We start from the raw sequence: 23,847 nt of genomic DNA on the forward strand, positions 1-23,847 counted from the left end.
GCGGGGGGCGGGCGGGGCGGGGTCGGTCAGGGCACCCAGTGCCGTGCGGCGATGTCGTCGATCACCGGATCCCCGTCCTGTGCCGTGTCGAGTGCGTCGAGGTCGTCGCGCAGGGCGTTCAACCGTGGGTCGTCTCCCTCGGCCTGTTCGGCGGCGGTGCCTCCGTCGTCGGCGAGTTGTGCGAGGAGTTTTGCGCGGACGCGATCCCGCAGAGAGTCGCTCATTCGTCGTCACCTTTCTTGAACACGCGGCGGGCCGTGGGGATGAGCGCGATGAGCACGCCCACCAGCACGATGATCGAGAAAATTTCCAGCAGCACAGCTACTCCTAGTTGTGTCAGGTCGGGGCGATCGCGGTGCCCCATGGGGTGTTGCGCACCACGGTGAAGACGGCCAGCAGGGCGAGCATCACAGCGGCAGCCAGCCGATTCGGGCCAGGCAACGTCAGAGGCATCTGCATCCAGCGAGCCCTGAGCCACAGGCCCCACAGTCCGACGGCCACGACGACGCACATCACCGCAACGACATTGCTCGACGCGGCCGCGGCGACGTCTCCGCGAGTGAGGTCACCGAGCGCCCGGGTCGTGCCGCATCCGGGGCACCACAGTCCGGTCAGAGCGTGGAACGGGCACGGAAGATACGTGGATGTGCGTGGGTCGCGGACGTGCAGCAGTACTGCCCCACCGACAGCGGCAGCGGCCACGCCGAGGGGTGCGGCGATGCCGCGTCCTCGGGTCGGTGCCGTCATGCCCCTGAGCCTAGGAGTTTCAGGGCTCGACGACGATGGATGCCGTCATGTCCGGATGCGGAGTGCAGTGATACGTGAAGGTGCCCGCGGTGTCGAAGGTGTGCGTGAACTGTCCGGTTTCCATGATCTGACTGCGAAACGAGTTGTCGTCGGCGACGACGTTGTGGGCCATGCCGCGGTCGGCGAACACCCAGGTGACGGTGTCTCCCACCGAGATCGTCAGTGTCTTCGGCGAGTACATCCGATCGGCGACGGTCACCTGGTTCTCGGCAACGGGTTCGGCAGGTGCGGCGGGGGTGGTTGCGGTGGAGCACGCCGTCAACGTGATCGTCAGGACTGCGAGGAGTCCGAAAGCCTTCATACCGTCGACGGTACCCAAAGGGTCATTCCCGTCGGCCGAGCACGTATTCGGCCGTCAGCGCGATCGAGCGGTCGGTGTCTCGGGTCAGCTCCCGCAGGGCGCGCGAGGCTGCCTTCCCCGGAATACTCGCCAGTGCCTGGGTCACTCGCAGCCGCGTCGACGCATCACTCGGCCCGTCCATCAGTGCCGCCACGATCGAGTCTGCGGGTCCCAGCATGCCCAGGGCATCGGCGGCGTCCACGTCGTTGGTGCCCTCGAAGACCATCTCGATCAGCGTCGGGATCGCGTCGGCCACCCCGCGCGCACCGAGTTCCAGCGCCGCGATCCGCCGGACCTGGTCGTCGTCGTGAGTGAGCGCCTCTCGCAGCACGTCGGTGGCGTCGGGGTGAGCGATCTCGACGACGGTATCCACCGCGCGGCGTCGAATCTGGGGGTCCGGTGAACCGAGACCCTGCCGGAGCACCTCGAGAGAATCGCCGCCCGACTGCGCGAGTGCCCATCGAAGTGCCCCCGCGACGTTGGGCGCAGGCTCACGCAGCACGGCTTCGGCCAACGCGTCCGCCGGGATGGGCCGATCGCCGACCGAGGCCAGCGCCGCTGCCTGTCGGGTCCCAGCACTGACCGACTGCAGGTCACCGAGCAGCGCGACGGTTCCCAGTACGTCTTCCCAGTCCTCCGGCCGCGCGTCGCCGATTCGACGCAACCGCGTGAGCAACTCGGTATCGCGCGCGATTCGCTCCTCGGCTCGGGCGGCGAGCTCGTCGACGAGTCCGGAGGCCGCGAAACTCGGGTCGTCGAGGGCGCGACCGACGTCGCTCAGCGACAACCCGAGCGAACGCAGCGACTCGACGTGGAACAGGCGTCGAACATCCTCCGGCGCGTATTCGCGGTAACCGGTGCTGCTGCGCGAGGTGGGGCACACGAGCCCCAACCGGTCGTAGTGCCGGAGCATGCGCGCACTGACGCCCGACCGCTGCGCCACCTCACCGATCAACATCGCTCCATCTCACCCCGTCGTGTCGTCTACGCCAAGGGCATCGATGCGCTTGGCCTCGAACACTGCGAACCCCGCATCCGGGTCGCGGAGCAGCGCCTCGGTGGCCAGCGCGTGGGCACGAATCGAATCATTCGTGCTCGACGCGGCCCGGCGCACCATCGGTTCGATCACCGATCCGAGCGCAACCAGCGCACGGCTCAGGCTTCGCTGAACGTCGTACCCGCCTCGACCGAGTTGGGTACCCAGCATCGCCGCCAACTGCCCTTCACTACCGATCGGCACCAGGACCACCGCGGCTCGCCATGCGCTTCGTGCCACCTCGTCGTCGGGGTCGGAGATCAGATCCTCAGTGATCACCGGCCGCGCCGACGGGTCCTCGATCTTGGACAACGTGTGCAGCGCCTGGCTGCGAGCCAGAGCTCCACCGGATCGCACCTGATCGATCAGCCGCGGAACCGTCAGCGACGCGGGATGGCGAATCAGGGCCCAGGTCAACATCTCCCGCACCTGAAAATCCGGTTCGACGGCGCACCGCTGCACCAGGGCGTCCAGAAATTGCGGATCCGGTGTCGTACCGATGTCGAGCGCGGCCCGCAGCCGGGCCGACGGATTGCTGTGCTGAAGTGCCCCACCTACGAGATTCATCGAGTTCATGACGGTCAGCCAAGACCTTGTCACGGTGTGAAGGTCAAGCCCGAGTCAACACATCGGCGAGTGTTCGGTTCATCGTGTTCAGTGCCCGCACCGCGCCGCGCAGCGGACCGGGCGCGTTGGTCGAGGTGAGCAGTACATCCAATACCGTTGTCTCGGTGATCTTCTCGGGCGGTTCGACGTGATCCCCGGCGACAACTGCCTCCACCTGGCGTGCGGTCTCGCGTACCAGGGCCGCGGCGTCGCGTAGAGCTCCGGCGGTCTCTGCCGAGGGTGCCGTGTCCGGGTCGGCACGCGAGGCCAGCACACCGGCCCGGGCCAGTGCGTGCGCTGACCGACCGCTGACGGCCAGCACCCGCAACAGTCGCTTCGCGCCGCGTCTGCTGCGGGTCGTCGGCCCGAGTACCAGCGGCTTACCGGACGTCAGAACGTCTTTGAGGGCGTTGTCGAGTGTGCGCGTCGACGCCACCAGGTCGGTTGCACCTCCCGGCGCGAGAACGGATTCGACACTGGACTCGATCAACGCATCCAATTGCTCGAGGTAGGTGTCGACGTTGCTCACCAATGTCTTTCGGGTGCTGGTCGAGAAGATGAAGTAGGCCGACGCCATTCCGACGGCACCACCGACAGCAGTCTCGACGATGCGAAGCTCGAGCACCTCGATACTGAACGTGCCGAGCAACCCGTAGAGCATCGCGAGCAGGATGGTCACGAAGAACGACAGCAGCGCATACGCGACCGTCACCAGGTAGAACGCGAAGAAGACGCAGACCACGATCAGCACCAGTTGCACGGGCTGGTTGCTGCCCACCAACGCGGCGATCACCACCCCGGCGAGCACGCCCGCAATCGTTCCGAGAACGCGTTGGCCTGCCCGCTTGAGGATTTCACCTCGAGTCGACGCCCCCGTGAACACCAGAAAGGCCGTCAGCACCGCCCAGTACCAGCGGTCGGGAGAGACGAGTTCGCCCAGTACCGTTGCGGCACTCGTGGCGACGGCTACCTGAACGGCGGCCTTGGTGCTGGGATGCAGACCACTCGGGGTGTCCTCGGCCGCGGGTTCGGACGGGCCGATATCGGGGGCCGTCGACGCCGAGACGGCGTTGGTGGTGATGTGATGAATGGCTATGTGCGCCTGGACGGCTCGCTGCGCGGACACCGTCGCGATTCCGGCGGGGGTGGACGGATCGGCCCGCTCGGCCGCTGCAGCCGCCAACCGTCGAGCGGCCCGCAGCTGCTCCGAGGACGGCGTGTTCTGCAGACACGATCCGAGCGCGGTGGTCGCCTGCCCCAGGGCCGTCGGCCACGGCTTGGTGGGATCGAGAGCCCACAGTGAGCTGACGAGTTGCTCGGTCGCGATCTGGGCGTCGAACACTCGGAGCGACAGATCGGCGCTGGTGACGCTGAGCAGCTGTCCGGCATCGTGTCGGTCGAGCCAGTCGTCGATCATCAGTGCGGTGTTGCCGAGCCGGTCGAGTCTGCGGCGCACCAGGTTCAGGTCGCGGCTCTGCCCTGCCGAGGCCGCCTCGAGCACCGAGGCCGATACCGCTCGCATCGCGAACAGCAATCGGCGCACCTCCACGACCGGCCGGTCCGGGAAGACGACGGCCCGCACGAACAGGGCGATCAGCAAGCCGCCGAGGATGGCCGCGATCAACATCGGCAGTTGCTCCGGTGTCGCGCGCAGGAACAGTGCGAAGAAGTACGAAATGAACGACACCATCCCCAACGCCGTACCGCGAGGGCCGAATCTGCGCACCCACACCGCCGTGAAGAGGACCGCGATGAATCCGACGTCGGCAACCTTGCCGAGTTCGGAGAGCAACGCCGCCAACGTCACAGCCGCCGACGCAGGCAGTGCCATCAGCGCGGTGGTGATCAGCCGACTGCGTTGATCTCTGTCCTTCACCGCCGCCGACGCCTGCATCGCCACGACGGTTCCGAGCATCGCCACCGTCACCGGTTGGCCGATGGCGCGTGTGGTCAGCACCAGCGTCACCATCGCCAACAGCACCGTCAGCGTCGTAGCCGACGCACTGCGCAGCCGTACCTGCCCGGGGTCCGAGGCGTCGAGGATCCGGGCGAGGCGCTTCATTCCCCGATTCTGCGCTACGGCTCAGCCCCGTGCCGCCCGGATCGCAGGAGCCGACGAATGCGGGAGCAACCGACTCATCTCCGACGGCGTGATCACCTCAACGGTCGCCGATTCGTCCAACCGATACGGCTGCGTGGAGATGATGCCGGCGAGGTGTTTGCGCAGCCGCGACATCTCGGCCCGCACCGTAATCGCGCGGCCGTCGTCGCCGAAGAGATCGGCCGCCATCTGTGAGGCGGTACGTCCTTGGCGATGGGTGGCGAGCAGGTACATGATTTCGGCGTGCCGGGGTGTCGGTTCGTGGGTCCACTCCCCCACCTCGCTGCGCACTTCGATGCGAGGCTTCTGCGAATTGCGCAGGTCGATACGGATTCTCGTCGATCCGATGTCGGCGGCGCCGGAATCCATCGTGCTGGTGGGTCGGACGAGCCATCCACCGGGCAGGGGTTCGAAGTCGCACACGCCCAGGGTCGGCAGCCAGAAGCGTCCGGTCGCGAGATCCTCGGGCAGCAGGATGCGATTGCGCAGCGCTACCGATTCGACGGCCGCGACCCAGCCGTTCGCGTCGACGGCCAGGGCCGGGGATTGCAGTCGCGCGAGCATCGGTGCGGCCACCGACCGCAGTCGATCGAGTGTGCTCCGGTGCAGTTCTCGCAGTTGGGATTCGGCCAATCGTGCGACGGCGTCGACCAGCGCGATAGTGGTGGGGTGCACCGTTTTGGCCGGCCCACTGACGTCGATGGCGCCCAACACCTGACCGGTTCGCGGATCACGGATCGGCGCGCCGGCGCAGGTCCACGAATGATGGCTGCGCACATAGTGTTCGGCCGAGAAGATCTGGACCGCGCGGCGTGAGACCAGGGCAGTTCCGATGGCGTTGGTACCCACCGAATCCTCGGCCCAGTTCGCGCCCTCCACGAAGCCGAGGTCGTCGGCCCGGTCCAGCACCGAGGTCGATCCGCTGCGCCACAACACCCTGCCGTGCCGATCGGCGACCACGAGAATGTTGTCGCCGTCCTGCACCACCGACTCCAGTCCGCGCGCCAGGTCGTCGAGGATGTCGAACAATCCCGATTCTCGACGGCTGAGCTCGAGGTCGGAGACGTCCATCTGCGTCTCGGCGGGGTTACCCAACTCCGGATCGATACCCAGGGTCTGCAACCGCCGCCACGAGTCCCCGATGACCTCGCGGGGCCGTGCGGGCGACTTGCCGCCGGTCATGGTCGCGTCGTACACGGCCGTGAGAATCTGCGCGTAGCGGCGCGGGTCTTCGCCGGCCGCCAGCGCAGGTTCGGGGCCTGTCGACTGCGTCATCACAGCCAATTGTGCTCCAGCTCACAAATCGGAATGAACGGGGGTCACCGATAGACCAGACCACCGTCGATCAACGGTGCCTGGCCCGTCATGTAGTCCGAGTCGGGCCCGGCGAGATACGAGACGAACGCTGCGACGTCCTCGGGCGTCTGCGCGCGACCGAGGGCGATACCGCCGACGAATTTGTCGTACGTCTCGCCTTCGGCGGCACCGGTCAACTCGGCGAATCGCTTGTCGATGGTGACCCACATGTCGGTTCCGACCACACCGGGGCAGTACGCGTTGACGGTGATTCCCTCGGCGGCATACTCCTTCGCCGCTGCCTGGGTCAGGGCACGAACCGCGAATTTCGTTGCGCTGTAGACCCCGAGCATCGCGAACCCGTCGTGACCGGCGATCGAGGACGCGTTGATGATCTTGCCCTTCTGACCTAGAACCTTGAATTTCGCTGCGGCAGCTTGGATTCCCCACAGCACGCCGTCGACGTTGACGGCCCAGATCTTCGCGACGTCCTCGGGGCGCACATCGTCGAGTGGGGCGACCTGCGCGATGCCCGCGTTGTTGACGATCACGTCGAAGCCGCCGAGTGCCTCGTTGGTGTGTTCGACGGCGGCGAACACCTGATCGCGATCGCTGACATCGGCCACGAATGTCGTTGCTTTCGAGCCTGTTCGACGCACCTCGTCGGCCACGTCTGCAATCTTGTCCTCGTTCAGGTCGGCCAGGGCGATGTCGTGGCCGTCGTTCGCCAACCGCAACGCGATGGCCCGGCCGATGCCCTGCCCGGCGCCCGTCACCAACACCGCGCTCATGACGCTGCTCCGGTGGAGGGGTCGACCAGGACCTTCATCTTGGTGCCCGCATGCAGCGCCTCGAATCCGTCGTCGATGACGCCGTCGAGCGTGATCTTGTCCACCCACCCCGTCGTGTCGTAGTGGCCCTGGCTCATCAGGTCGATGACGGCCTCGTAGTCGGCGGCGGTGTAGCAGAGCGAGCCCTGAATCCGAGATTCGTTCATCACCAGCTTCTGCAGCGGTGTGGTCAAAGGCTTTTCGTAGATCGCGACGCTGACCAGCGGCTTGCGCGCTCCGATGCATCCGAGCGCGGTCTCGACGGCGGGTTGCACGCCTGCCGCGTCGTAGATGGCGTCGGCCCCGTTGCCGTCGGTGAGGTCGGCGATGAACGCGGGGACGTCGACGGCCGTCGGATCGAGTGTCTTCGCACCGAGTGCTTCGATCGATGCCCGACGCGTCGGCGACGGTTCGACGACGTAGACGTTGTCGAGACCCTTGCCGCGCAGGGCGAACCACAGTCCGATGCCGATGGGGCCGGCTCCGAACACCATCGCGGTGTCCTCGGGCTTCGGATCTCCCAGTGTCGCAGCGTGATAGGCGACCGACATCGGTTCTACGAGGGCTCCGAGTTCGAGCGAGACGTTGTCGGGCAAGGCATGGATCATGTCGGTGGGCACCACGGTGTATTCGGCCATTCCGCCGTCGGACATCAGTCCGTGGAAACCGATCTGCGCGCAGATGTTGTAGTTGCCGGCCCGGCACGGTCCACAGTGGCCGCAGCGGTACAGCGGCTCGATGGCCACGCGGTCGCCCACCGCGATGCCGGTCACGCCCTTCCCGAGCTCGGTGACCGTTCCCGAGAACTCGTGGCCCAGCACCAGCGGCATCTCCTGTCCGGTCAGCGGATGCGGCGAGGTGGGGATGAAGATGGGGCCCGCGTAGTACTCGTGCAGGTCGGTTCCGCAGATTCCGTTGAACCCGACCTTGACCTTGACTTGGCCTTCACCGGGACTGGGCTCGGGAACGTCGGTGATCTCCACCTTGTTGGGTCCGTAATACACAGCTGCGCGCATCGGTTCTCACTCCTGACTGGATCGGATATGCACACAGGTCTATGTGACCCGGAGCACAAGCGCCAGGGTTGCAGCGCGTTGCAGTGCCGCGGCCGGGCTGCAACCTGCCGCAACCCTGACGCGCGATTGTGATCGAGCTCATAGTGACGGCGACACTGTCGCCTCACGGAAACGAGCACCACATGACCGCAACCGCAGATCGACCTGTGAGAAATCCGAAAATCGATACCCCACAGGGCAACTGGCTCCTGTTCGGAATCGCCAACCTGGCCGTCGTAGTCGTCGTTTCTCTGGCGACCTGGTATCTGCTGGCCGACCCCACCACCAGCCCGTGGAACTTCTATCCCCTCCCGTTCAACGCGGCGCTGTTCTGGGCAATTCTGTTCATCGTGTTCATCGGATTCGATTGCGAGTTCGCCGGTTTCGACTCCCTGAAGCAACCGGTGCGCGGGCTCGCCATCCTCGTCTCCACTGGCGTCTTCGCCGTTGCGGTCACCTGGATCCTCGGCAACGGGCTCGGTGCGCTGTATCCGGATTTCGCCGGCTCTCGTGCGGGCGGACTGGGATATTTCGCTGGTGCTCTGTTCGTACTCTTCGGATTCGGCACCTGGGTGATGGTGGTCCTCAACTGGCAGCACTGGCCGTGGACCGTACTGCGTATGAAGCAACCGCTGATCGGGCTGTGCGAGATCGCCTTCGTCGCCGTCCCGACTCTCGCGTTGTACTTCGTGTTCGGATTGCCCTCGGTCTCGCTCTCGGCCACAGATCCTGTGATGTCCGTCGACACTGCCCTGGGTTGGTTCTATTCGATCGTCGTGTCGGTGATCCTCACCGGCCAGACCCTCGACAACTGGCCGTGGAAACTGGCAGGCGGCGGCGGACGTACCGCACTGGCGGCAACGGTCGGCAACGCCGTTCTCGGTACGGCGATCTACTTCCTGATGGTTCCACTGGCGAAGCTGCTCGTCGGGTCCGATGCCACGGCCGAACTCGGCTCCGTGATCAACCAGTTCCCTGCGCAGATCGGCGTGTGCTGGGCGTTCTGGATGATTTTCTGGGCCAACGGCTTCGGTAACCGATTCCCAGCGGCGGGGCGCGCGATGCTGACATTCGCCCTGGCCATCGGCACGTTCCTGGCCTACTACTTCGTCCTCGCCGAGCACATCCTGCACGAGCCCGCGGTTGCCGCCGGTATCTCTGGGAACGCGCTGGGGTTCGTCGACTGGCTGGTGCTGTGGACGTTGATCTACGTCGTCGGATTCCAGTCGTTGGGGTTGAAAAAGCTGTCGGCCGGCTGAGTTCGATCGGGGTACTCCACCACCGAAGACCCGATCAGTCGTCGAGCGCTGGACACTGAAATGTCAGTGCGGCCCTGATGAACTCGACCCGATCCCGTTTGATCTGCAGAAGATGTTCATCGGTTTCCTTCTCCAGTCGCCCGAGGATGTCCTGCAACTCGATCACATCATGTCGGGCACTGCGCCGATTCTCCGGAAGCTCACCCGGCTCCACGGGAGAGGCAAGGTAGTCGAGGCGGTCCTGCAGCGAGTTCCGGTGCATCGCTCTCATGAAGTCGACGGCACCGGCAGCGTTGTCCTCGGATTCGGCCAGCTCCTCATCGGCCCTGGCCAGGTAATCGACAGTATCGCCCGACATCTCGATGTCGGTGCAGAGTCGACGGCCCAGACTGCGCAAGAACCCCGGGGTCGAGACCACCGACTCGAACTCGCTGGACGACAGGCCTGCCTTCCACTCGAATTCGAGACCGCACGTGGCTGCGGCGAATTGCGCATCGCCGCCGGCAGGTGTGTTCGGGTACAGCAAGGCAGTCTTGCTTCCACCGGGTACGAACGCGCTCAGACGGCGCACGTCGAAAGGGTCGTCGGGCTGACCGTTACGCCAGTAGAACTCTTCCTCGAATTGCGTGCGCACTTTGCCCCGCACCCGCAGATACGGCGTGTGAAGAAGCGCGTCACCCATGACGGTCAACGTCGAGTTCTCGCCGACGGAGTCGATGCACGGGACCAACGGAGACCGTGTGCCGGAAGCGACGGCAGGCTCGTCCTGTGATGACGAGGAACACCCTGTCAGAGCGACCAGAACAAGAGCTGCAGCCATACGACGAATCATTGTTTCCCCCCGGAAATTTCTCGAACTCTAACGCCCCAGTCAGCGGGACGTGAAATACAACCCAGTGCGCCTGTCGCAAATCGGAAAAATCCGGTGCAGACGACCGCGGTGAGCGCGGTCGTCTGCACCCGATTCGCACTGCAACCCACTGCAACTCTGGACCCCTGCGCGCATCAGGAGTGTGCTGGGTCACATCGCCGGAACCACGAATCGCTAGGAGTTTTCATGACCCAGACCATCGAGCCGATCGAGATCACCCGCACGCACACCCCGCAGGAACGGGTCGACGCCTGGCTGTCGAAGTTCGAGGAAGCCCTGGTCGCACGTGATATCCCTCGCGTTGCCGGCATGTTCGCCGTCAGCAGCTTCTGGCGCGATCTCGTGACGTTCACCTGGAATCTCAAGACCGTCGAAGGCCGTGACGGCGTCAGCGACATGCTGTCCGAGCGCCTCGACGACACCGATCCCACGGGCTTTCACACCACCGAGGTTCCCGACGAGGCGGACGGCGTCGTCTCGGCGTGGATCGAGTTCGAGACCGCCACGAGCCGCGGCAAAGGACATCTGCGCCTGACGGTGGACGCGGACACGGGCGACGACGTGGCCTGGACGTTGCTCACCACGATGCAGGAGCTCAAGGGATACGAGGAACGGCAGGGCAGGACTCGCATCAAGGGTGCGGTGCACGGCTCGAATGCCGACACCCAGAACTGGGCGGAGAAGAAGGAGATCGAGGAGTCCGAGCTCGGTTACAGCGTGCAGCCGTACGCCCTCGTGATCGGCGGAGGCCAGGGCGGCATCGCTCTGGGCGCGCGGTTCCGGCAGCTCGGTGTGCCCGCGATCGTCGTCGACCGCGCCGACCGTCCCGGCGACCAGTGGCGCGGACGTTACAAGTCGCTGTGCCTGCACGATCCGGTGTGGTACGACCACCTCCCCTACCTGCCGTTCCCGCCGAATTGGCCGGTGTTCGCGCCGAAGGACAAGATCGGCGACTGGCTCGAGATGTACACCAAGGTCATGGAGGTGCCGTACTGGAGCAAGACCACCGCGAAGTCCGCCACCTACGACGAGGTGGCGAAGGAGTGGACGGTCGTCGTCGATCGCGACGGTGAGGAAGTGATTCTGCGGCCCAAGCAGTTGGTGATGGCTACCGGAATGTCCGGCAAGAAGAATATTCCGAACTTCCCCGGCATGGACGAGTTCGAGGGCGAGCAGCATCATTCCAGCGAACACCCCGGTCCCGACGCGTATGTCGGCAAGCGCGTCGTGGTGGTCGGTTCCAACAATTCTGCGCACGACATCTGCAAGGCACTGTACGAGACGGGCGTCGACGTGACGATGCTGCAGCGCTCGTCGACGCACATCGTCAAGTCCGATTCACTGTGCGAGATCGCGCTGGGAGATCTGTACTCCGAGCGGGCCGTGGAGTCCGGAATGACCACGGGCAAGGCCGATCTGACGTTCGCTTCCTTGCCCTATCGGATCATGCACGAGTTCCAGATTCCGGTGTATCAGCAGATCGCGGAGCAGGACAAGGACTTCTACGATCGGTTGGAGAAGGCCGGGTTCCAACTCGATTTCGGTGACGACGGATCCGGTCTGTTCATGAAGTACCTGCGGCGCGGCTCGGGCTACTACATCGACGTCGGCGCATCTGAGCTGGTCGCGGACGGGAAGATCAAACTCGTTGCCGGACAGGTGGAACGGATCAGCAAGACCGGCGTCGTACTCGACGACGGCACCGAGCTTCCGGCGGATCTCATCGTCTACGCCACCGGCTACGGCTCGATGAACGGCTGGGTCGCCGATCTGATCGATCAGGAGACCGCGGACAAGGTCGGCAAGTGCTGGGGACTCGGCTCGAACACCACCAAGGATCCCGGTCCGTGGGAGGGCGAGCAGCGCAACATGTGGAAGCCGACGCAGCAGGAGAACTTCTGGTTCCACGGCGGCAATCTGCATCAGTCCCGGCACTATTCGCTGTACCTGGCACTGCAGATCAAGGCGCGCTACGAGGGCATCGACACCCCGGTCTACGGGTTGCAGGAAGTGCATCACCTGCGGTGACTCATGTGAGCGGAAGTTCGTAGCCTGCTACGAAATTCGGAGTGGAGCCTGCGGAACGACCGCAGGCTCCGCGCTCACGTGCGGCGCAGCCGCTCTAGTCGTACAGATCGATTGCCTGAGCCTTCTTGATCAGCGCATCCTCGGATCGCACCTGCGCGAGGTTGACGACCCGAGTCGGCAGCACCGAGGAATACAGCCAGTCCGTCGCCACCCGCACTCGGGCGGAGACCGTCGGCAACGCGTAGAGGTGATATCCGCGCGCGACGAACTTCGCCACCGGTCCGGTCAGCGGAATGCCGAGTGGTTTTGCGACACCGTCGAATCCGCCGAGGTCGGCGACCAACCCCAGATCCTTGTGCTTGTACGGACGTGCCTGCCCGACGCCCATCGACGCCGCGACATTGCGTGCGACGGCAACGCCCTGCCGCTGGGCGTGCTGAGCCGTCGGTGGTGTCGGCTTCGACGGGTCGGCGGCGAGGTCGGGGACTGCGGCCGCGTCGCCGATCGCCCAGACTTCCGATACGTCGGGGACGGTCATGTCCGCCCGCACGACGAGGCGTCCGCCCGCTGTCGGTAGACCCAGCTGCGCGATGAGAGGGCTCGGTGCGACGCCTGCTCCCCAGACGAGAGTTCGGGACGGGATGACCTCGTCGTCGGTGAGCGTCACCGACGTTGCGGTGGCCGAGGCCACCGACACACCGAGCCGCACGTCCACACCCCTGTCGGCGAGCACGGCGAGCGCTTCTCGACCGAGTCGCTCACCGAGCTCGGGAAGTACCGCATCGGCCACGTCGACGAGCACCCAGCGCACCTCGTCGGGGTCGACGGTCGCCCATCGGGATGCGATACCGCGAACCCAATTCTGCATCTGGGCAACGAATTCGGTGCCGGTGTAGCCCGCGCCCACGGCCACCACGGTCAACCGCTCGGCGCGTTCGCTCCGGCCTTCAGGGGTGTCGGGCAGGGCATCGGCCGCGTCGAGTTGCGCGAGCACATGGTTGCGGATGTAGACGGCCTCGCTCAACGTCTTGAGCCCGTACGCGTGCTCGTCGACGCCGGGGATGTCGAACTGCTTGGTCACCGAACCGGGCGCGAGTATCAGCTTGTCCCACTCGAGCGTCGACTCACCGTCGGGGCCGGTCACCGTCAGCTCACGCGCCTCGAAATCGACGGTGGTGACGTGACCGAGCACCAACTTGACGCCCGGCAGTGCCTGACGAGTGGAGACGGCGATGTCCCGCGGATCGAGCACACCGGTGGCAACCTCGGGCAGCAGCGGACTGTAGAGCAGGTAGTCGGTGGGAGCCACCAACGTCAGCACGGCGCGGTCGGGCCCCAGCAGCTTCGTCAGCCGCTGCAGAGCGTTGAATCCGCCGAAGCCGCCACCGACCACCACGACGCGAGCAGGCCGCGCGGGGGCCGGAGAACTCGAACCGAAACCGGGAAGGAATCTGCGCATATCCGAGATTAACCCGACGGCGGGAGGCCTCGCAGACGACGTTCGGAGGTTGTGGAGCGGAGGTCAGCGCACCCCGTCCCACACCGCGCGTGTCGCCGGCCTCGGATCGAGGGCGACGCCGGGCTCGTTGCCGAACATCATCACGGCGCGGTCGGTGCCGTACGAGTCCCAGCCGGGGGTGCCGTCGCGCACGAAGTCGACCCAGGCGCGGTGCATCAGGTCGGCCACCTGCTGAGGCGGGTTCGGTCCCGTGATGCGCGAGGTCTCGGGCTTGTGCAACATGTCGAACACGAACGGGATCTCGAGTGCGTGGCAGGCACCGAGGGCACCGTCGAACAGCGATGAGCGCCAGGTGAATTCGTAGACGAAGGCGTTGCCGGAGCGGGCTTCGACCAGACGCGTCGCCGGGATACGGAAGAACCAGTCGGTCATGACGGCGATCATCAGCTCGCCGGCAGAGGCGTCGGGAAGCTGTTCGCGGTACTTCTCCAGCGCCGACGCATCGGCTCGGTACCCGGCGAGGACCATCTTCACGTAGTCCTCGGTGAGGTGCGGGACCAGCCCGGCCGGGACGATGAAGAAGGCGTGCTCTTCGCTGGTGGTCCCGATCAACACATCCACCTGCGCGCTCGCGCCGTCGCCGATACGCGAAAAGGGCAGTGCTGGAACGATATCGCCGTCGACGTACGGCTCGAAGGCCATCACGTTCAGGGCCAGCTCACCCCACGCTCCGGTCGGGGCCTCGGCAGTGATCCGATCCGACAGTTCGCGTTGAGCGTCGACCAACGCGTCCACCGGTACCGAACCCAGGCCGTCGACCGTGGCCTCGACGCCGAGCGAGGCCGCCAACGCCGCGGAGACCTTTGCGGCTGTCTCGGCGGTGATGACGTGGTGCCCGGCTCCGCTTTGCAGAATCGCCCGCTGGAAGAGCCCGTCGGCACGGGGCATCGACATCAGGGTGCCGACGCTCATCGCCCCGGCAGATTCTCCCGCGATGGTCACCTTCGCGGGGTCGCCGCCGTAGGAGGCGATGTGGTCACGTACCCATTCGAGCGCCGCGACCTGATCGAGCATTCCGCGGTTGGCCGGGGCACCGTCGATCAGTGCGAAACCGTCGACTCCGAGGCGGTAGTTGATCACCACGGCGACGACACCGTCCCGGGCGAAGGCGGAACCGTCGTACGTGGGAATGGCGTTGCTGCCGTTGACGAATGCGCCGCCGTGGATCCAGACGAAGACCGGTGCCGATCCCGCGACGTCGGGGGTGAAGACGTTGACGTTGAGGCACTCTTCGCCGGGTACCACCGGCTCGCTGAGGATCTCGCTGGTCGGCGGCCGGTAGCCCACCTTGGGGACGGTGGCCCCGAGTTCGAGGGCGTCGCGCACGCCGTTCCAGGTCGGCGGCGGCGAGGGTGCCTGGAATCGGCGGGGCCCGAACGGGGCCTCGGCGTACGGAACTCCGAGGAACGAGATGATGCCTGCGTCGGTCCGACCGCGAACCTGGCCCTGAGGTGTATCGACGGTGATCGTGTCCATACCTCATTACTACTCTGTTCGGATCGGACCGACGCCCTCAGGCGGTCAGACCAGACGTGCCTCGGGTGAACCCGTCTTGCCCGGGTCGCGCTCGACGGAATCGCCGAGGGCGTCGTCGATCTTGGCGAGCACGTCGGCGTCGAGCGTCACTTCGGAGGCCTTGATGTTCTCGGCGATCTGCTCGGGGCGGGAGGCCCCGACGAGTGCGGCGGCGATGTTGTCGTTGGCCAGTACCCACGCAACGGCCAACTGCGCCATGGTGATTCCGAGATCGTCGGCGATCGGCTTCAGCTGCTGCACTCGGGTGAGCGTCTGATCGTCGAGGTAGCGCGCGATCATCTTGTCGCCGCCCTTGTCGTCCTTGGCGCGAGAGCCGTCGGGCAAAGGCTGACCGGGGAGGTACTTTCCGGTGAGCACGCCCTGGGCGATGGGCGACCAGACGATCTGCGAGATGCCCAGTTCCTTCGACGTCGGGATCACCTGATCCTCGATGACGCGCCACAGCGCCGAGTACTGCGGCTGGTTCGAGATGATCGAGAAGCCGTTCTGGCGGGCGAGTTCCTGACCGGCCCGGAGCTGGTCGGCGGTCCATTCGGAGACGCCGATGTAGAGCGCCTTGCCCTGGCGGACGACGTCACCGAAGGCAGCGATGGTCTCTTCGAGCGGGGTCTCGACGTCGTAGCGATGCGCTTGGTAGAGGTCGACGTAGTCGGTGCCGAGCCGACGCAGCGAGGCGTCGATGCCTTCGAGGATGTGCTTGCGAGAGAGTCCGGTGTCGTTGGGACCCTTGGGCCCGACTGGGAAGTAGACCTTGGTGAAAATCTCCAGCGATTCCCGACGCTCGCCCTTCAGCGCGTCACCGAGGACGGCCTCTGCCGCCCCATTGGCGTACACGTCGGCGGTATCGAAGGTGGTGATGCCCGCATCGAGCGCCGCGCGCACGCACTGGGTTGCGATGTCGTTCTCCACCTGCGATCCGTGCGTCAACCAGTTGCCGTAGGTGATCTCCGAAATCTTCAGTCCACTGTTTCCGAGGTATCTGTAAGCCATACAGAAAACGGTACTCCGGTGGTCAGTTCGATAGTGGCCGACGACCGAGAGCCCACATCCCGACGCCGCAGAGGACGACCGTCGCGACGGCCGCACCGGTCGACAACCACAGCTCGGTGCTGGGCCAACTACTGTGCACGACAGACGTCAGCGGCATATACGCCGTCCAGCCGTAGGTGACCACCATCGGCACGGTGATCGCGACCGGCACCGCGAGGCCGAGGGTCGCCGGTGCAGGGTCGGCGGGTGTGCACGCCACGTAGAGGTAGGCCGTAGCAGCCGGAAACACGATCAGAGACGCCACATAGTGAACGTTGTCCAGCGGCGGCTGCGCGAACAGTGCCGTCGCGCAGACCACCGCCAGAACTCGGACACCGACCATCGGACGCCCCCAACGCAATCCGAGTGCAGCGCCGGCCACAACCGACAGTGCGATGACGGCCACGAGTCCGAGTGTCCAGACCCAGTCCGAGGCACTGATCCCCACCCCCGACGTGGTGGTCGAGGCGAGCAACACGGCCGTTCCGGCGAGAACCGTCACGCCACCGCGACCCGGCAGCAAGCCGGCCGCCCCGAACAACACGGGTACGACGAAGAGACCGAAATACCACCGGCCACTGAACCCGTACTCACCATGGAACACGCTGTGCCCGAACAGCATATCGAGCAATAGCCCACCGATCGCCACCAGCAGTATCGCCGAGCCCGTGCGAACACCACGATCGGTGGCCGGGCTGTGGGCCTGGCTTTCGACGCGAGCCGCCCACGCCGCTGCCAACCCCACGAGCACGCAGAGCACCGGCACGACCACCGGTGTACCAAGCTCGGATTCGGCGAGGTAGTCGGCGTAACGCCGTGGAATGCCTGAGTACTGCAACGCTTCGATCGCGCCTGTGCTGAGCAGTCCGAGAACGAACGACGCGGCCAGCAGCGCCTGACGAACTCGTTCGCGATTGGCATGTACTGCGCTGCATCCCAACAGAACTCCGCCTGCCACCACCTCGACGAAGTCGGACGAGAGCAGCAGCACCGAGCCACCGATGGCGACAGCAGCGGCGACGGACAGGCCGGCCAGAATACTGCGCCGACGAACGAACATCGCCAGACCCGACGCCAGAATCACTGCCACCGCGACTCCTCCGCCGCCACTGGAGAACAGCACCCCGCCGAAGCCGGCGTCGCCGAGGATATCGATCCCGTCCGGCTGCATCGACAATCCTGCCAGCAATCCGGTCAGCAGTACCCCGAGCGCAGTCATGCCCGAATTATGCACTGCCGCCGCGATAGTGCCGGGATGCCGCCAGGATCTTGCCGAGGGTGGCGGAGAAGGCACGCAGTTCACTCTCTCCCACCGCGGCTCCCACCGCATCGGACCATGCATGTTGCGCATCCCACAGCTGTGCAACGGTGTCCCGCCCCTTGGGAGTGGGTTCCAACAGCTTTGCGCGCTTGTGGTTCGGGTTGTCGACGTAGACGGCCCAACCTTTGTCCACCAACAGGTTTGCCGTCCGCTGCACGCTCTGCCGCGCCAACCCGAGCCCGACGCGTCGCGCGATGTCGGCGACCGATAACGGCTCGTCCAGGGTGGCACCGAGAACCTGCCACCACGCCGGCGTCAGACCCGTCGGCTCGGTGATGTCGTGTGCGGCAGCGAGAAATTCGCCGTTGAGCTCGAAGACGGGCAACACCAACTCTGTCAGCGCATCGCCCTCGGGTGTGCGATGCTTCATGCGTTCACGAGCTGGTCGTAGTACTTGCGATCGCCCGTCTTGTAGAGGCCGTACCAGGCATCGACGACGGGCTGCGGAAACACGTTCAACCGCTCGAATACCAGCTTCGCGAACTCGAGCGGGTTCACGCCTCCCGCGGTGATCACTGTGCCGTCGGACACTGCCTTTTCTTCTCGGTAGTGCTCGTCTCCGCTGTATTGCTCTGCAGCAGTTAGGAATTCGGCAGCATTGGACGTATGTGGCCGGTCATTGAGCAGCCCGGTCCGAGCCAGCCCGTAGGTGGCACCGCAAATCGCCGCGATCGGTTTCCCCGCCGCAACCAGTTCGGCGGCCAGCGTCAGAACCGTGTCGTGCCCGGAGTCCCAAGTGTCCGCACCGGGCAGAATCAGGGCATCGAGGGTCGGAAGATCGGCGACCGAGACGTCAGGAACGATGCGGACACCTCCCATCGTTGTGACAGCCTCCCCGGTCTCGGAGGCAATGATCAGCCGGTTGGCGTCCGGGTCTTGTTCACGGGCCATGGCAAGTCCGGCGATGAGGTATCCGTACTCCCAGTCGGCCATGGTGTCGGTGGCATAGAGCGCAATGGTGGTCATCGGAACGTCCTCGCATCGATTGACAGGATGCTGTCAATCATCACGCGATTGACAGCAGACTGTCAATACCCGGAAGCACCCGAGTAGCTCGCTCGCGTGGACCCACCTCGTCGAGATAGATCCGGCACGCCGCGTGATAGCGCTGATCGAAGGCTCTACCTGCCGCTTCCGTGCCGCCGAGCGCATCCGCATCCCTGGCGACACCTCGGGCTCGCGCGAGTTCGATGGGGGTGTCGACGAAGACGGTGTAGTCCCAATAGTCGGGCAGCGGCGGCCGATGGAGAAATGTTCCGTCCACGACCACGATCGCATCGGCAGGCACCGATTCCAGCGCATCGTCGACCGGCTCGTCGGACGCCAGATCGATGATCCGCCGCCGAATGGAATTGCTTCCGTTCGGCCCCAACGGAATCAGCACGTGTGTTCGGAGCGCGTCGAAGTCGTAGGCATCCCGGTAGTAGCCGAGGGCCGACGCCCGACCCTGTCGGTAACGGTGGGCGCGCCGGTGATGAAAACCGTCCATCGTCACATGCATGGACGGACGACCATGTGCTGCAACAGCATCCACAAGCCATCGTGCGCACGTGGACTTACCGGAAGCCGTCACTCCGTCGATGGCCACCCGTAGCGGATGGCCCGGAGCATGGGAGAGCACGTCTCGCACCATGTCATCACCGACGCTCATGGGGCCAGGGTAGGCGATCCCTTTATCAACCAATTGGTTGACTACGTTCGGCGGGCGGCCTATTCTCGGCGGCACCACACAGTGAGGACACCATGGACGATCGAACTGAGCAGCTCAACAGGACGTTCGCTGCCTTGGCCGACCCGACGCGACGCGACATCGTCGCTCGACTCGCCGGGGCGGATGCGAACGTCAGCGAGCTGGCCGAGTCGTACGACATCAGCCTGCAAGCGGTGTCGAAGCACGTGAAGGTGCTCGAAGCGGCCGGATTGGTCACCCGCAGCAAGGATGCCCAGCGTCGTCCGGTGCATCTCGACGCCGAGGTGTTCGGCCTGATGACGAAATGGATCGAGCGTTATCGCCAGGAAGCAGAGCAACGGTATCGACGCCTCGATGCCCTGCTGGAAACCATCGCAGACGACAAGACCACCGAGACGAAGGAAGTGTCATGACCGCGCACGAAACCGAGATCGTTGCGGACGAGAAAGTCCCCACGATCGAGATCATTCGAGAGTTCGATGCGGCACCGGAGCGGGTGTTTCGCGCTCACATCGACCCCGAGCTGTATCGCCAGTGGGTTGGTCCGCGATCGTTGACGACCCGAATCCTGAAGTGGCAGGGCCACACCGGAGGCGCGTGGGCGTTCGCCAACGACCGTGACGGTGAGGAAATTGCCTCCTTCTTCGGCAGCTTCCACGAGGTGCGCCCGAACGAACGAATCGTGTGGACCTTCACCTACGAGGGCCAGCCAGATTCGGTCGCGCTCGAGACGCTCACGTTCGAGAACCGCGAAGGCGGGGGCACGCTGCTCAGAGTGCTCAGTGTGATGTCGGACTTCGCCTCTCGCGACGGCATGCTCTCCAGTGGAATGGACGTAGGCGTGAAGGAGGGCTACGACAAGCTCGACGAACTGCTCGCGCAACGAACGGGGCCGGCTGAGCAGCACCTGCAGGACGCGGCAGCCTTCACCGCACTCGTCCTGTTCGCGTCGCCCGAGGACTGGTCACGCCCGAGCCCGGTATCAGGCTGGGCCGCAATCGATGTCGTGAAGCACCTGATCGTGTGGTCTCGCGGTTTTCTCGCCGGCGGGGCCGGTATCGAACTGCAGACCCTGGACGTCGAAGCCGACCCGGCCGCGGCCTGGACCCAGCACGTCGCCGACATCCAAGCAATTCTCGACGACCCCGCCGGCCGGATTCTGAGCAACCCGCACACCGGAGACATGCCGGTGGACAAGGCGATCGAGATGTTCTATACCGCCGACGTCTGGATGCACTCCTGGGACCTGGCGAAAGCCCTTGGCCGAGAGCCTGATCTGGGTCAGGAGCGCTGCGCTGTAGCCCTGGAGGCCATGCGACCGATGGAGCAGATGTTGCGGGACAGTGGGCAGTACGGCCCCGCCGTCCCTGTCGCCGACGACGCATCCCCACAGGACAAGCTGATGGCGTTCATCGGCCGGGACCCGGCTTGGTCACCCCGGAGCTAAGTCGCCACCGCCTCGAGTTGTGGCCGAATCTTGTTCAGCGAGTGCTCGACCGACGCCTTCGACGGTGTATTGAAACCGACGACCGTAGCGTAGTCCACCACGGCTACTCCACCACCCGCCGCCGCAGGCAGAGTCGAGAATCCCGGAAGCTTCTCCAGGTCTTCCCGCGTTCCCCCGTTGGGAAGCATAACGACCAGATCGGCCGTCAACACGTCGAGACGCTCGGGGCTGAGCACGATGCGTCCGTGCGAGATGTCGGGTGAATCGACCAGACTCGGCGGCACACTGAGCCCGATGCTGCCGAACACCTGGGCAGCGCCGTCTTCGGGGTCTGCGACGACAGCAAGCTGCTGGGAGTCGAAGACGAACTGAGAGAGCACCGCTGTCTTTCCGTCGAGTCCCGGATAGTCCTTCTTGATGTCGTCGGTGACGGCGTGGCCCTCGTCGATGATTCGCCGAGCGTCGTCTTCCCGATCGAGCACAAGGCCAAGGGTCTCGATCTGCGATTCCCAGGTCTCGACCCTGTCCGACTTGGGCAAGATTGTCGGTGCGAAATCCGCCAGACCTGCATACGGTTCGATCGACGCGATCCCCGACACCAAGATCAGATCCGGCTGCAGCGCCGCGATCTGCTCGGTCGGCACCGCACCGTCCATCTGGCCGACTGCAGCCGGGTCGAGCATCTCGGCATCGGAACTCACTGCCGACTGCCAGGGGTAGAGCCCACGTTCGTCGCCGTTCGATCCGGCAGAGACGTACCCGACGGGTTGCACATCGAATTCCAGCAGCGCGTCGACCCACTGCTGCCCGAAGGCGACTATGCGCTCCGGCGTTCCCGTGATCTGTGTCGGCCCGGCAAGTGTGTCGATCGTGACGGTGCGGGCGTCGGTTCCGGCGTCGTCGGCTGCCCCGCTACTGCACGCGACCAGCGCCGACGCGGTTGTCAGAACGAGCACACACCCCAGGAATGTCCGTTTCATCCGCAGAAGTTAGCACAGGCTCACCTTGCTACGGTGGGCTACCTTCACAGGTATTTCTTCAGCTCCATCTTCGCGATCGACATCTTGTGCACCTCGTCCGGACCGTCGGCGAGCCGCAGCGTGCGGATGTGCGCGTACATCATCGCGAGCGGGAAGTCGTTGGACACTCCGCCTCCGCCGTGAACCTGGATGGCACGATCGATGATCTTCAGCGCCATCTCCGGTGCCGCAACCTTGATGGCGGCGATCTCGGTACGCGCTTCCTTGTTCCCGACGGTGTCCATCAGGTACGCGGCTTTGAACGTGAGCAGTCGAGTCTTCTCGATCTCGATGCGCGCCTCGGCGATCCAGTCCTGAATGTTCGAGCGCATCGCCACCGGCTTGCCGAACGTCACTCGCGATACCGCACGGCGACAGAGCAATTCGAGTGCACGCTCGGCCACGCCGATCGTGCGCATGGCGTGGTGGATCCGGCCCGGCCCCAAGCGGGCCTGGCTGATGGCGAAGCCCTCACCCGGCCCCTTCAGCACATCCTTCGCCGGCACCCGCACGTCCTCGAAGAGCACCTCGGCGTGGCCTTCGCGGTCGATGTACCCGAACACCGGCAGGTTGCGCAGCACCGTGACACCGGGTGCGTCGATGGGTACCACCAGCATCGACTGCTGGCGGTGCGTAGCCGCCTCGGGATCGGTCTTGCCCATCACGATGAGCACCTTGCAGTTCTTGTGCATCGCATTGGACGTCCACCACTTGCGCCCGTTGAGAATGAAATCGTCACCGTCGCGCTCCATCTTCATCGCGATGTTGGTGGCATCGGAGCTGGCCACGTCGGGCTCGGTCATCGCGAAGGCAGAACGAATGGTGCCGTCCAGCAACGGCTTCAAGTACTTCTTTTTGTGCTCGTCGGTGCCGAAGAGCGTGAACACCTCCATGTTGCCGGTGTCCGGAGCGTTGCAGTTGCATGCCTCGGGAGCGAGCAGGCTGCGGCCCATGATCTCGGCCAGCGGTGCGTATTCGAGGTTGGTCAGGCCCGGACCCCACTCGGGATGCGGGTGGAACAGATTCCACAGTCCACGCGAGCGCGCTTCCTTCTTCAGGTCCTCGATGATCGGCGGCTGGAAGTGTGGGTCACCCGACTCGAGCATCTGCTGCTCGTACACTGCCTCGGCCGGATAGATGTGAGAGTCCATGAACTCCAACAGATCCGACTCGTACTTCTTCGCGCGGTCGGAGGTCTCGAAAAATGCCACGGTGGGCCCCTATCGGTTGTTGTCGAGCAAGCTGTCCTGGTAGCGACGCATGCCGCGCAACCACCGGTCGTAATCGGCACCCTTGTTGCGGTACATGTCCAGTACGTTTTCGTGCGGCAGGATCAGGAACTGCTCGCGGTCCATTGCGTCGAGCACCACATCGGCGACGTCGAGCGGTTCGAGCACGGCACCGGCACTGAGAACCGCGGCAGTTGCCGCCGCTCCCAATGCATCTCCGGATTCACGTCCCTCGTAGAGCAGTTTGGTGTTGACACCCATCGGGCACAGGCAACTGACACGGATGCCACGGTTGCCGTAGGTGACGTTCATCCATTCGGCGAATCCGACCGCCGCGTGCTTGGTCGTTGCATAGGTCGCCGAGCCGATCTGGGTGAGCAGACCGGCCGCGGACGCGGTGCTGACGAAGTAGCCCTCGCCGCGTTCGAGCCAACCCGGCACCAGCAACTGCGCGGCGCGAATGTGCGCGCGCACGTTGACGTCGAACGAGAGGTCCCAGTCCTGCTCGGCGGCGTCGAGTCCGGGTGCGCCGCTGATGCCTGCGTTGGCGAAGTAGAGATCGACGGGTCCGAACGAATCCTCGGCCACCGCGATCAGCCGTCGAATGTCCTCGCTGTTCGACGCGTCCGCCGCAGCGGCGACGGCCGTTCCCGGCCGATCGCGTTCGATGGCGTCGACCACGGACCGGGCCGTGGACTCGTCGAGGTCGGAGACGACGACGCGTGCCCCGTGTTCGGTGAGCCGGGCAGCGATGGCACCGCCGATTCCGCCACCACCTCCGGTGACGATGGCAACTCTGCCTTCAACCTTCATGCCCCAGGTATAGTT

General features: G+C 65.1%; 24 protein-coding genes. 4 read left to right on the plus strand and 20 right to left on the minus strand.

Translation table 11 applies throughout. The annotated features are described in order from the left end of the window. Positions 1 to 26: 26 nt before the first annotated feature. From CH276_RS01020 to CH276_RS01060, 9 genes are all read right to left on the minus strand, one after another. A complete protein-coding gene (locus CH276_RS01020) occupies positions 27 to 224 on the minus strand; it encodes a hypothetical protein (protein ID WP_094628624.1) in 198 nt (65 codons plus the stop codon). A gap of 112 nt (positions 225 to 336) precedes the next feature. Then, positions 337 to 747 (minus strand): DUF2752 domain-containing protein, encoded by a 411-nt coding sequence (locus CH276_RS01025; protein ID WP_094628626.1) that lies wholly within the window; start codon positions 745 to 747, stop codon positions 337 to 339. 19 nt (positions 748 to 766) lie between these two features. Further along, complete coding sequence (locus CH276_RS01030; RefSeq protein ID WP_094628628.1) at positions 767 to 1,108, minus strand: cupredoxin domain-containing protein; 342 nt, start codon at positions 1,106 to 1,108, stop codon at positions 767 to 769. 22 nt (positions 1,109 to 1,130) lie between these two features. Then, positions 1,131 to 2,105 carry a HEAT repeat domain-containing protein gene (locus CH276_RS01035; RefSeq protein ID WP_094628630.1) on the minus strand — a complete coding sequence of 325 codons (975 nt, stop codon included), beginning with the start codon at positions 2,103 to 2,105 and terminating at the stop codon, positions 1,131 to 1,133. 9 nt (positions 2,106 to 2,114) lie between these two features. Then, entirely contained in the window at positions 2,115 to 2,759 is a 645-nt protein-coding gene (locus CH276_RS01040) for a HEAT repeat domain-containing protein (RefSeq protein ID WP_094628632.1), read from the minus strand. A gap of 34 nt (positions 2,760 to 2,793) precedes the next feature. Then, positions 2,794 to 4,851: an FUSC family protein gene (locus CH276_RS01045; RefSeq protein ID WP_094628634.1), complete on the minus strand. Its 2,058-nt coding sequence runs from the start codon at positions 4,849 to 4,851 to the stop codon at positions 2,794 to 2,796. Positions 4,852 to 4,872: 21 nt separating this feature from the next. Continuing rightward, positions 4,873 to 6,165 carry a GAF domain-containing protein gene (locus CH276_RS01050; RefSeq protein WP_094628636.1) on the minus strand — a complete coding sequence of 431 codons (1,293 nt, stop codon included), beginning with the start codon at positions 6,163 to 6,165 and terminating at the stop codon, positions 4,873 to 4,875. Between the two features lie 44 nt (positions 6,166 to 6,209). Beyond that, positions 6,210 to 6,977, minus strand: a complete 768-nt coding sequence (locus CH276_RS01055) for an acetoin reductase (RefSeq protein WP_094628638.1) — start codon at positions 6,975 to 6,977, stop codon at positions 6,210 to 6,212. Further along, positions 6,974 to 8,032: a 2,3-butanediol dehydrogenase gene (locus CH276_RS01060; RefSeq protein WP_045198533.1), complete on the minus strand. Its 1,059-nt coding sequence runs from the start codon at positions 8,030 to 8,032 to the stop codon at positions 6,974 to 6,976. The genes CH276_RS01055 and CH276_RS01060 overlap by 4 nt, the downstream gene beginning before the upstream one ends. Before the next feature lie 182 nt (positions 8,033 to 8,214). Between CH276_RS01060 and CH276_RS01065 the strand changes: the two genes are divergently transcribed. Then, entirely contained in the window at positions 8,215 to 9,330 is a 1,116-nt protein-coding gene (locus CH276_RS01065) for a hypothetical protein (RefSeq protein ID WP_094628737.1), read from the plus strand. Positions 9,331 to 9,364: 34 nt separating this feature from the next. Here CH276_RS01065 and CH276_RS01070 read toward each other — a convergent pair whose 3' ends face one another. Further along, positions 9,365 to 10,150, minus strand: coding sequence for a hypothetical protein (locus tag CH276_RS01070; protein WP_094628640.1), 786 nt, complete (start codon positions 10,148 to 10,150; stop codon positions 9,365 to 9,367). 237 nt (positions 10,151 to 10,387) lie between these two features. Between CH276_RS01070 and CH276_RS01075 the strand changes: the two genes are divergently transcribed. Continuing rightward, positions 10,388 to 12,229 carry a flavin-containing monooxygenase gene (locus tag CH276_RS01075; RefSeq protein ID WP_094628642.1) on the plus strand — a complete coding sequence of 614 codons (1,842 nt, stop codon included), beginning with the start codon at positions 10,388 to 10,390 and terminating at the stop codon, positions 12,227 to 12,229. Positions 12,230 to 12,323: 94 nt separating this feature from the next. On the opposite strand, the gene CH276_RS01080 is transcribed toward CH276_RS01075, so the two are convergent. From CH276_RS01080 to CH276_RS01110, 7 genes are all read right to left on the minus strand, one after another. Further along, on the minus strand, positions 12,324 to 13,688 hold the full coding sequence (locus tag CH276_RS01080; protein ID WP_094628644.1) for an NAD(P)/FAD-dependent oxidoreductase: 1,365 nt from the start codon (positions 13,686 to 13,688) through the stop codon (positions 12,324 to 12,326). 63 nt (positions 13,689 to 13,751) lie between these two features. Continuing rightward, entirely contained in the window at positions 13,752 to 15,224 is a 1,473-nt protein-coding gene (locus CH276_RS01085) for a carboxylesterase/lipase family protein (protein WP_094628646.1), read from the minus strand. 45 nt (positions 15,225 to 15,269) lie between these two features. Further along, the gene (locus CH276_RS01090; RefSeq protein ID WP_094628648.1) at positions 15,270 to 16,274 is read right to left on the minus strand and encodes an aldo/keto reductase family protein; all 1,005 of its coding nucleotides are present in this window, start codon (positions 16,272 to 16,274) and stop codon (positions 15,270 to 15,272) included. Positions 16,275 to 16,296: 22 nt separating this feature from the next. Further along, positions 16,297 to 17,532 (minus strand): hypothetical protein, encoded by a 1,236-nt coding sequence (locus tag CH276_RS01095; RefSeq protein ID WP_094628650.1) that lies wholly within the window; start codon positions 17,530 to 17,532, stop codon positions 16,297 to 16,299. Positions 17,533 to 17,539: 7 nt separating this feature from the next. Further along, positions 17,540 to 18,004, minus strand: coding sequence for a MarR family winged helix-turn-helix transcriptional regulator (locus tag CH276_RS01100; protein ID WP_094628652.1), 465 nt, complete (start codon positions 18,002 to 18,004; stop codon positions 17,540 to 17,542). Further along, on the minus strand, positions 18,001 to 18,600 hold the full coding sequence (locus tag CH276_RS01105) for a DJ-1/PfpI family protein (protein WP_094628654.1): 600 nt from the start codon (positions 18,598 to 18,600) through the stop codon (positions 18,001 to 18,003). The genes CH276_RS01100 and CH276_RS01105 overlap by 4 nt, the downstream gene beginning before the upstream one ends. A 40-nt stretch (positions 18,601 to 18,640) precedes the next feature. Further along, the gene (locus tag CH276_RS01110) at positions 18,641 to 19,285 is read right to left on the minus strand and encodes a hypothetical protein (protein WP_094628656.1); all 645 of its coding nucleotides are present in this window, start codon (positions 19,283 to 19,285) and stop codon (positions 18,641 to 18,643) included. 92 nt (positions 19,286 to 19,377) lie between these two features. Between CH276_RS01110 and CH276_RS01115 the strand changes: the two genes are divergently transcribed. Together CH276_RS01115 and CH276_RS28840 are read left to right on the plus strand one after the other, a co-directional pair. Next, positions 19,378 to 19,737 (plus strand): ArsR/SmtB family transcription factor, encoded by a 360-nt coding sequence (locus tag CH276_RS01115; RefSeq protein ID WP_032395205.1) that lies wholly within the window; start codon positions 19,378 to 19,380, stop codon positions 19,735 to 19,737. After that, complete coding sequence (locus CH276_RS28840) at positions 19,734 to 20,771, plus strand: TIGR03086 family metal-binding protein (RefSeq protein WP_094628658.1); 1,038 nt, start codon at positions 19,734 to 19,736, stop codon at positions 20,769 to 20,771. Before CH276_RS01115 ends, CH276_RS28840 begins: the two co-directional genes overlap by 4 nt. Here the strand turns inward: CH276_RS28840 and CH276_RS01125 are convergent. From CH276_RS01125 to CH276_RS01135, 3 genes are all read right to left on the minus strand, one after another. Then, positions 20,768 to 21,751, minus strand: coding sequence for an ABC transporter substrate-binding protein (locus CH276_RS01125; RefSeq protein ID WP_094628660.1), 984 nt, complete (start codon positions 21,749 to 21,751; stop codon positions 20,768 to 20,770). The two genes, CH276_RS28840 and CH276_RS01125, sit on opposite strands and share 4 nt — an antisense overlap. A 44-nt stretch (positions 21,752 to 21,795) precedes the next feature. After that, on the minus strand, positions 21,796 to 22,941 hold the full coding sequence (locus CH276_RS01130) for an acyl-CoA dehydrogenase family protein (protein WP_441344201.1): 1,146 nt from the start codon (positions 22,939 to 22,941) through the stop codon (positions 21,796 to 21,798). 69 nt (positions 22,942 to 23,010) lie between these two features. Next, complete coding sequence (locus CH276_RS01135) at positions 23,011 to 23,832, minus strand: SDR family oxidoreductase (RefSeq protein WP_032395207.1); 822 nt, start codon at positions 23,830 to 23,832, stop codon at positions 23,011 to 23,013. Between the last annotated feature and the right edge of the window lie 15 nt (positions 23,833 to 23,847).

It is taken from the genome of Rhodococcus sp. 06-470-2 (assembly GCF_002258235.1).
Classification (GTDB): Bacteria; Actinomycetota; Actinomycetes; order Mycobacteriales; family Mycobacteriaceae; genus Rhodococcoides.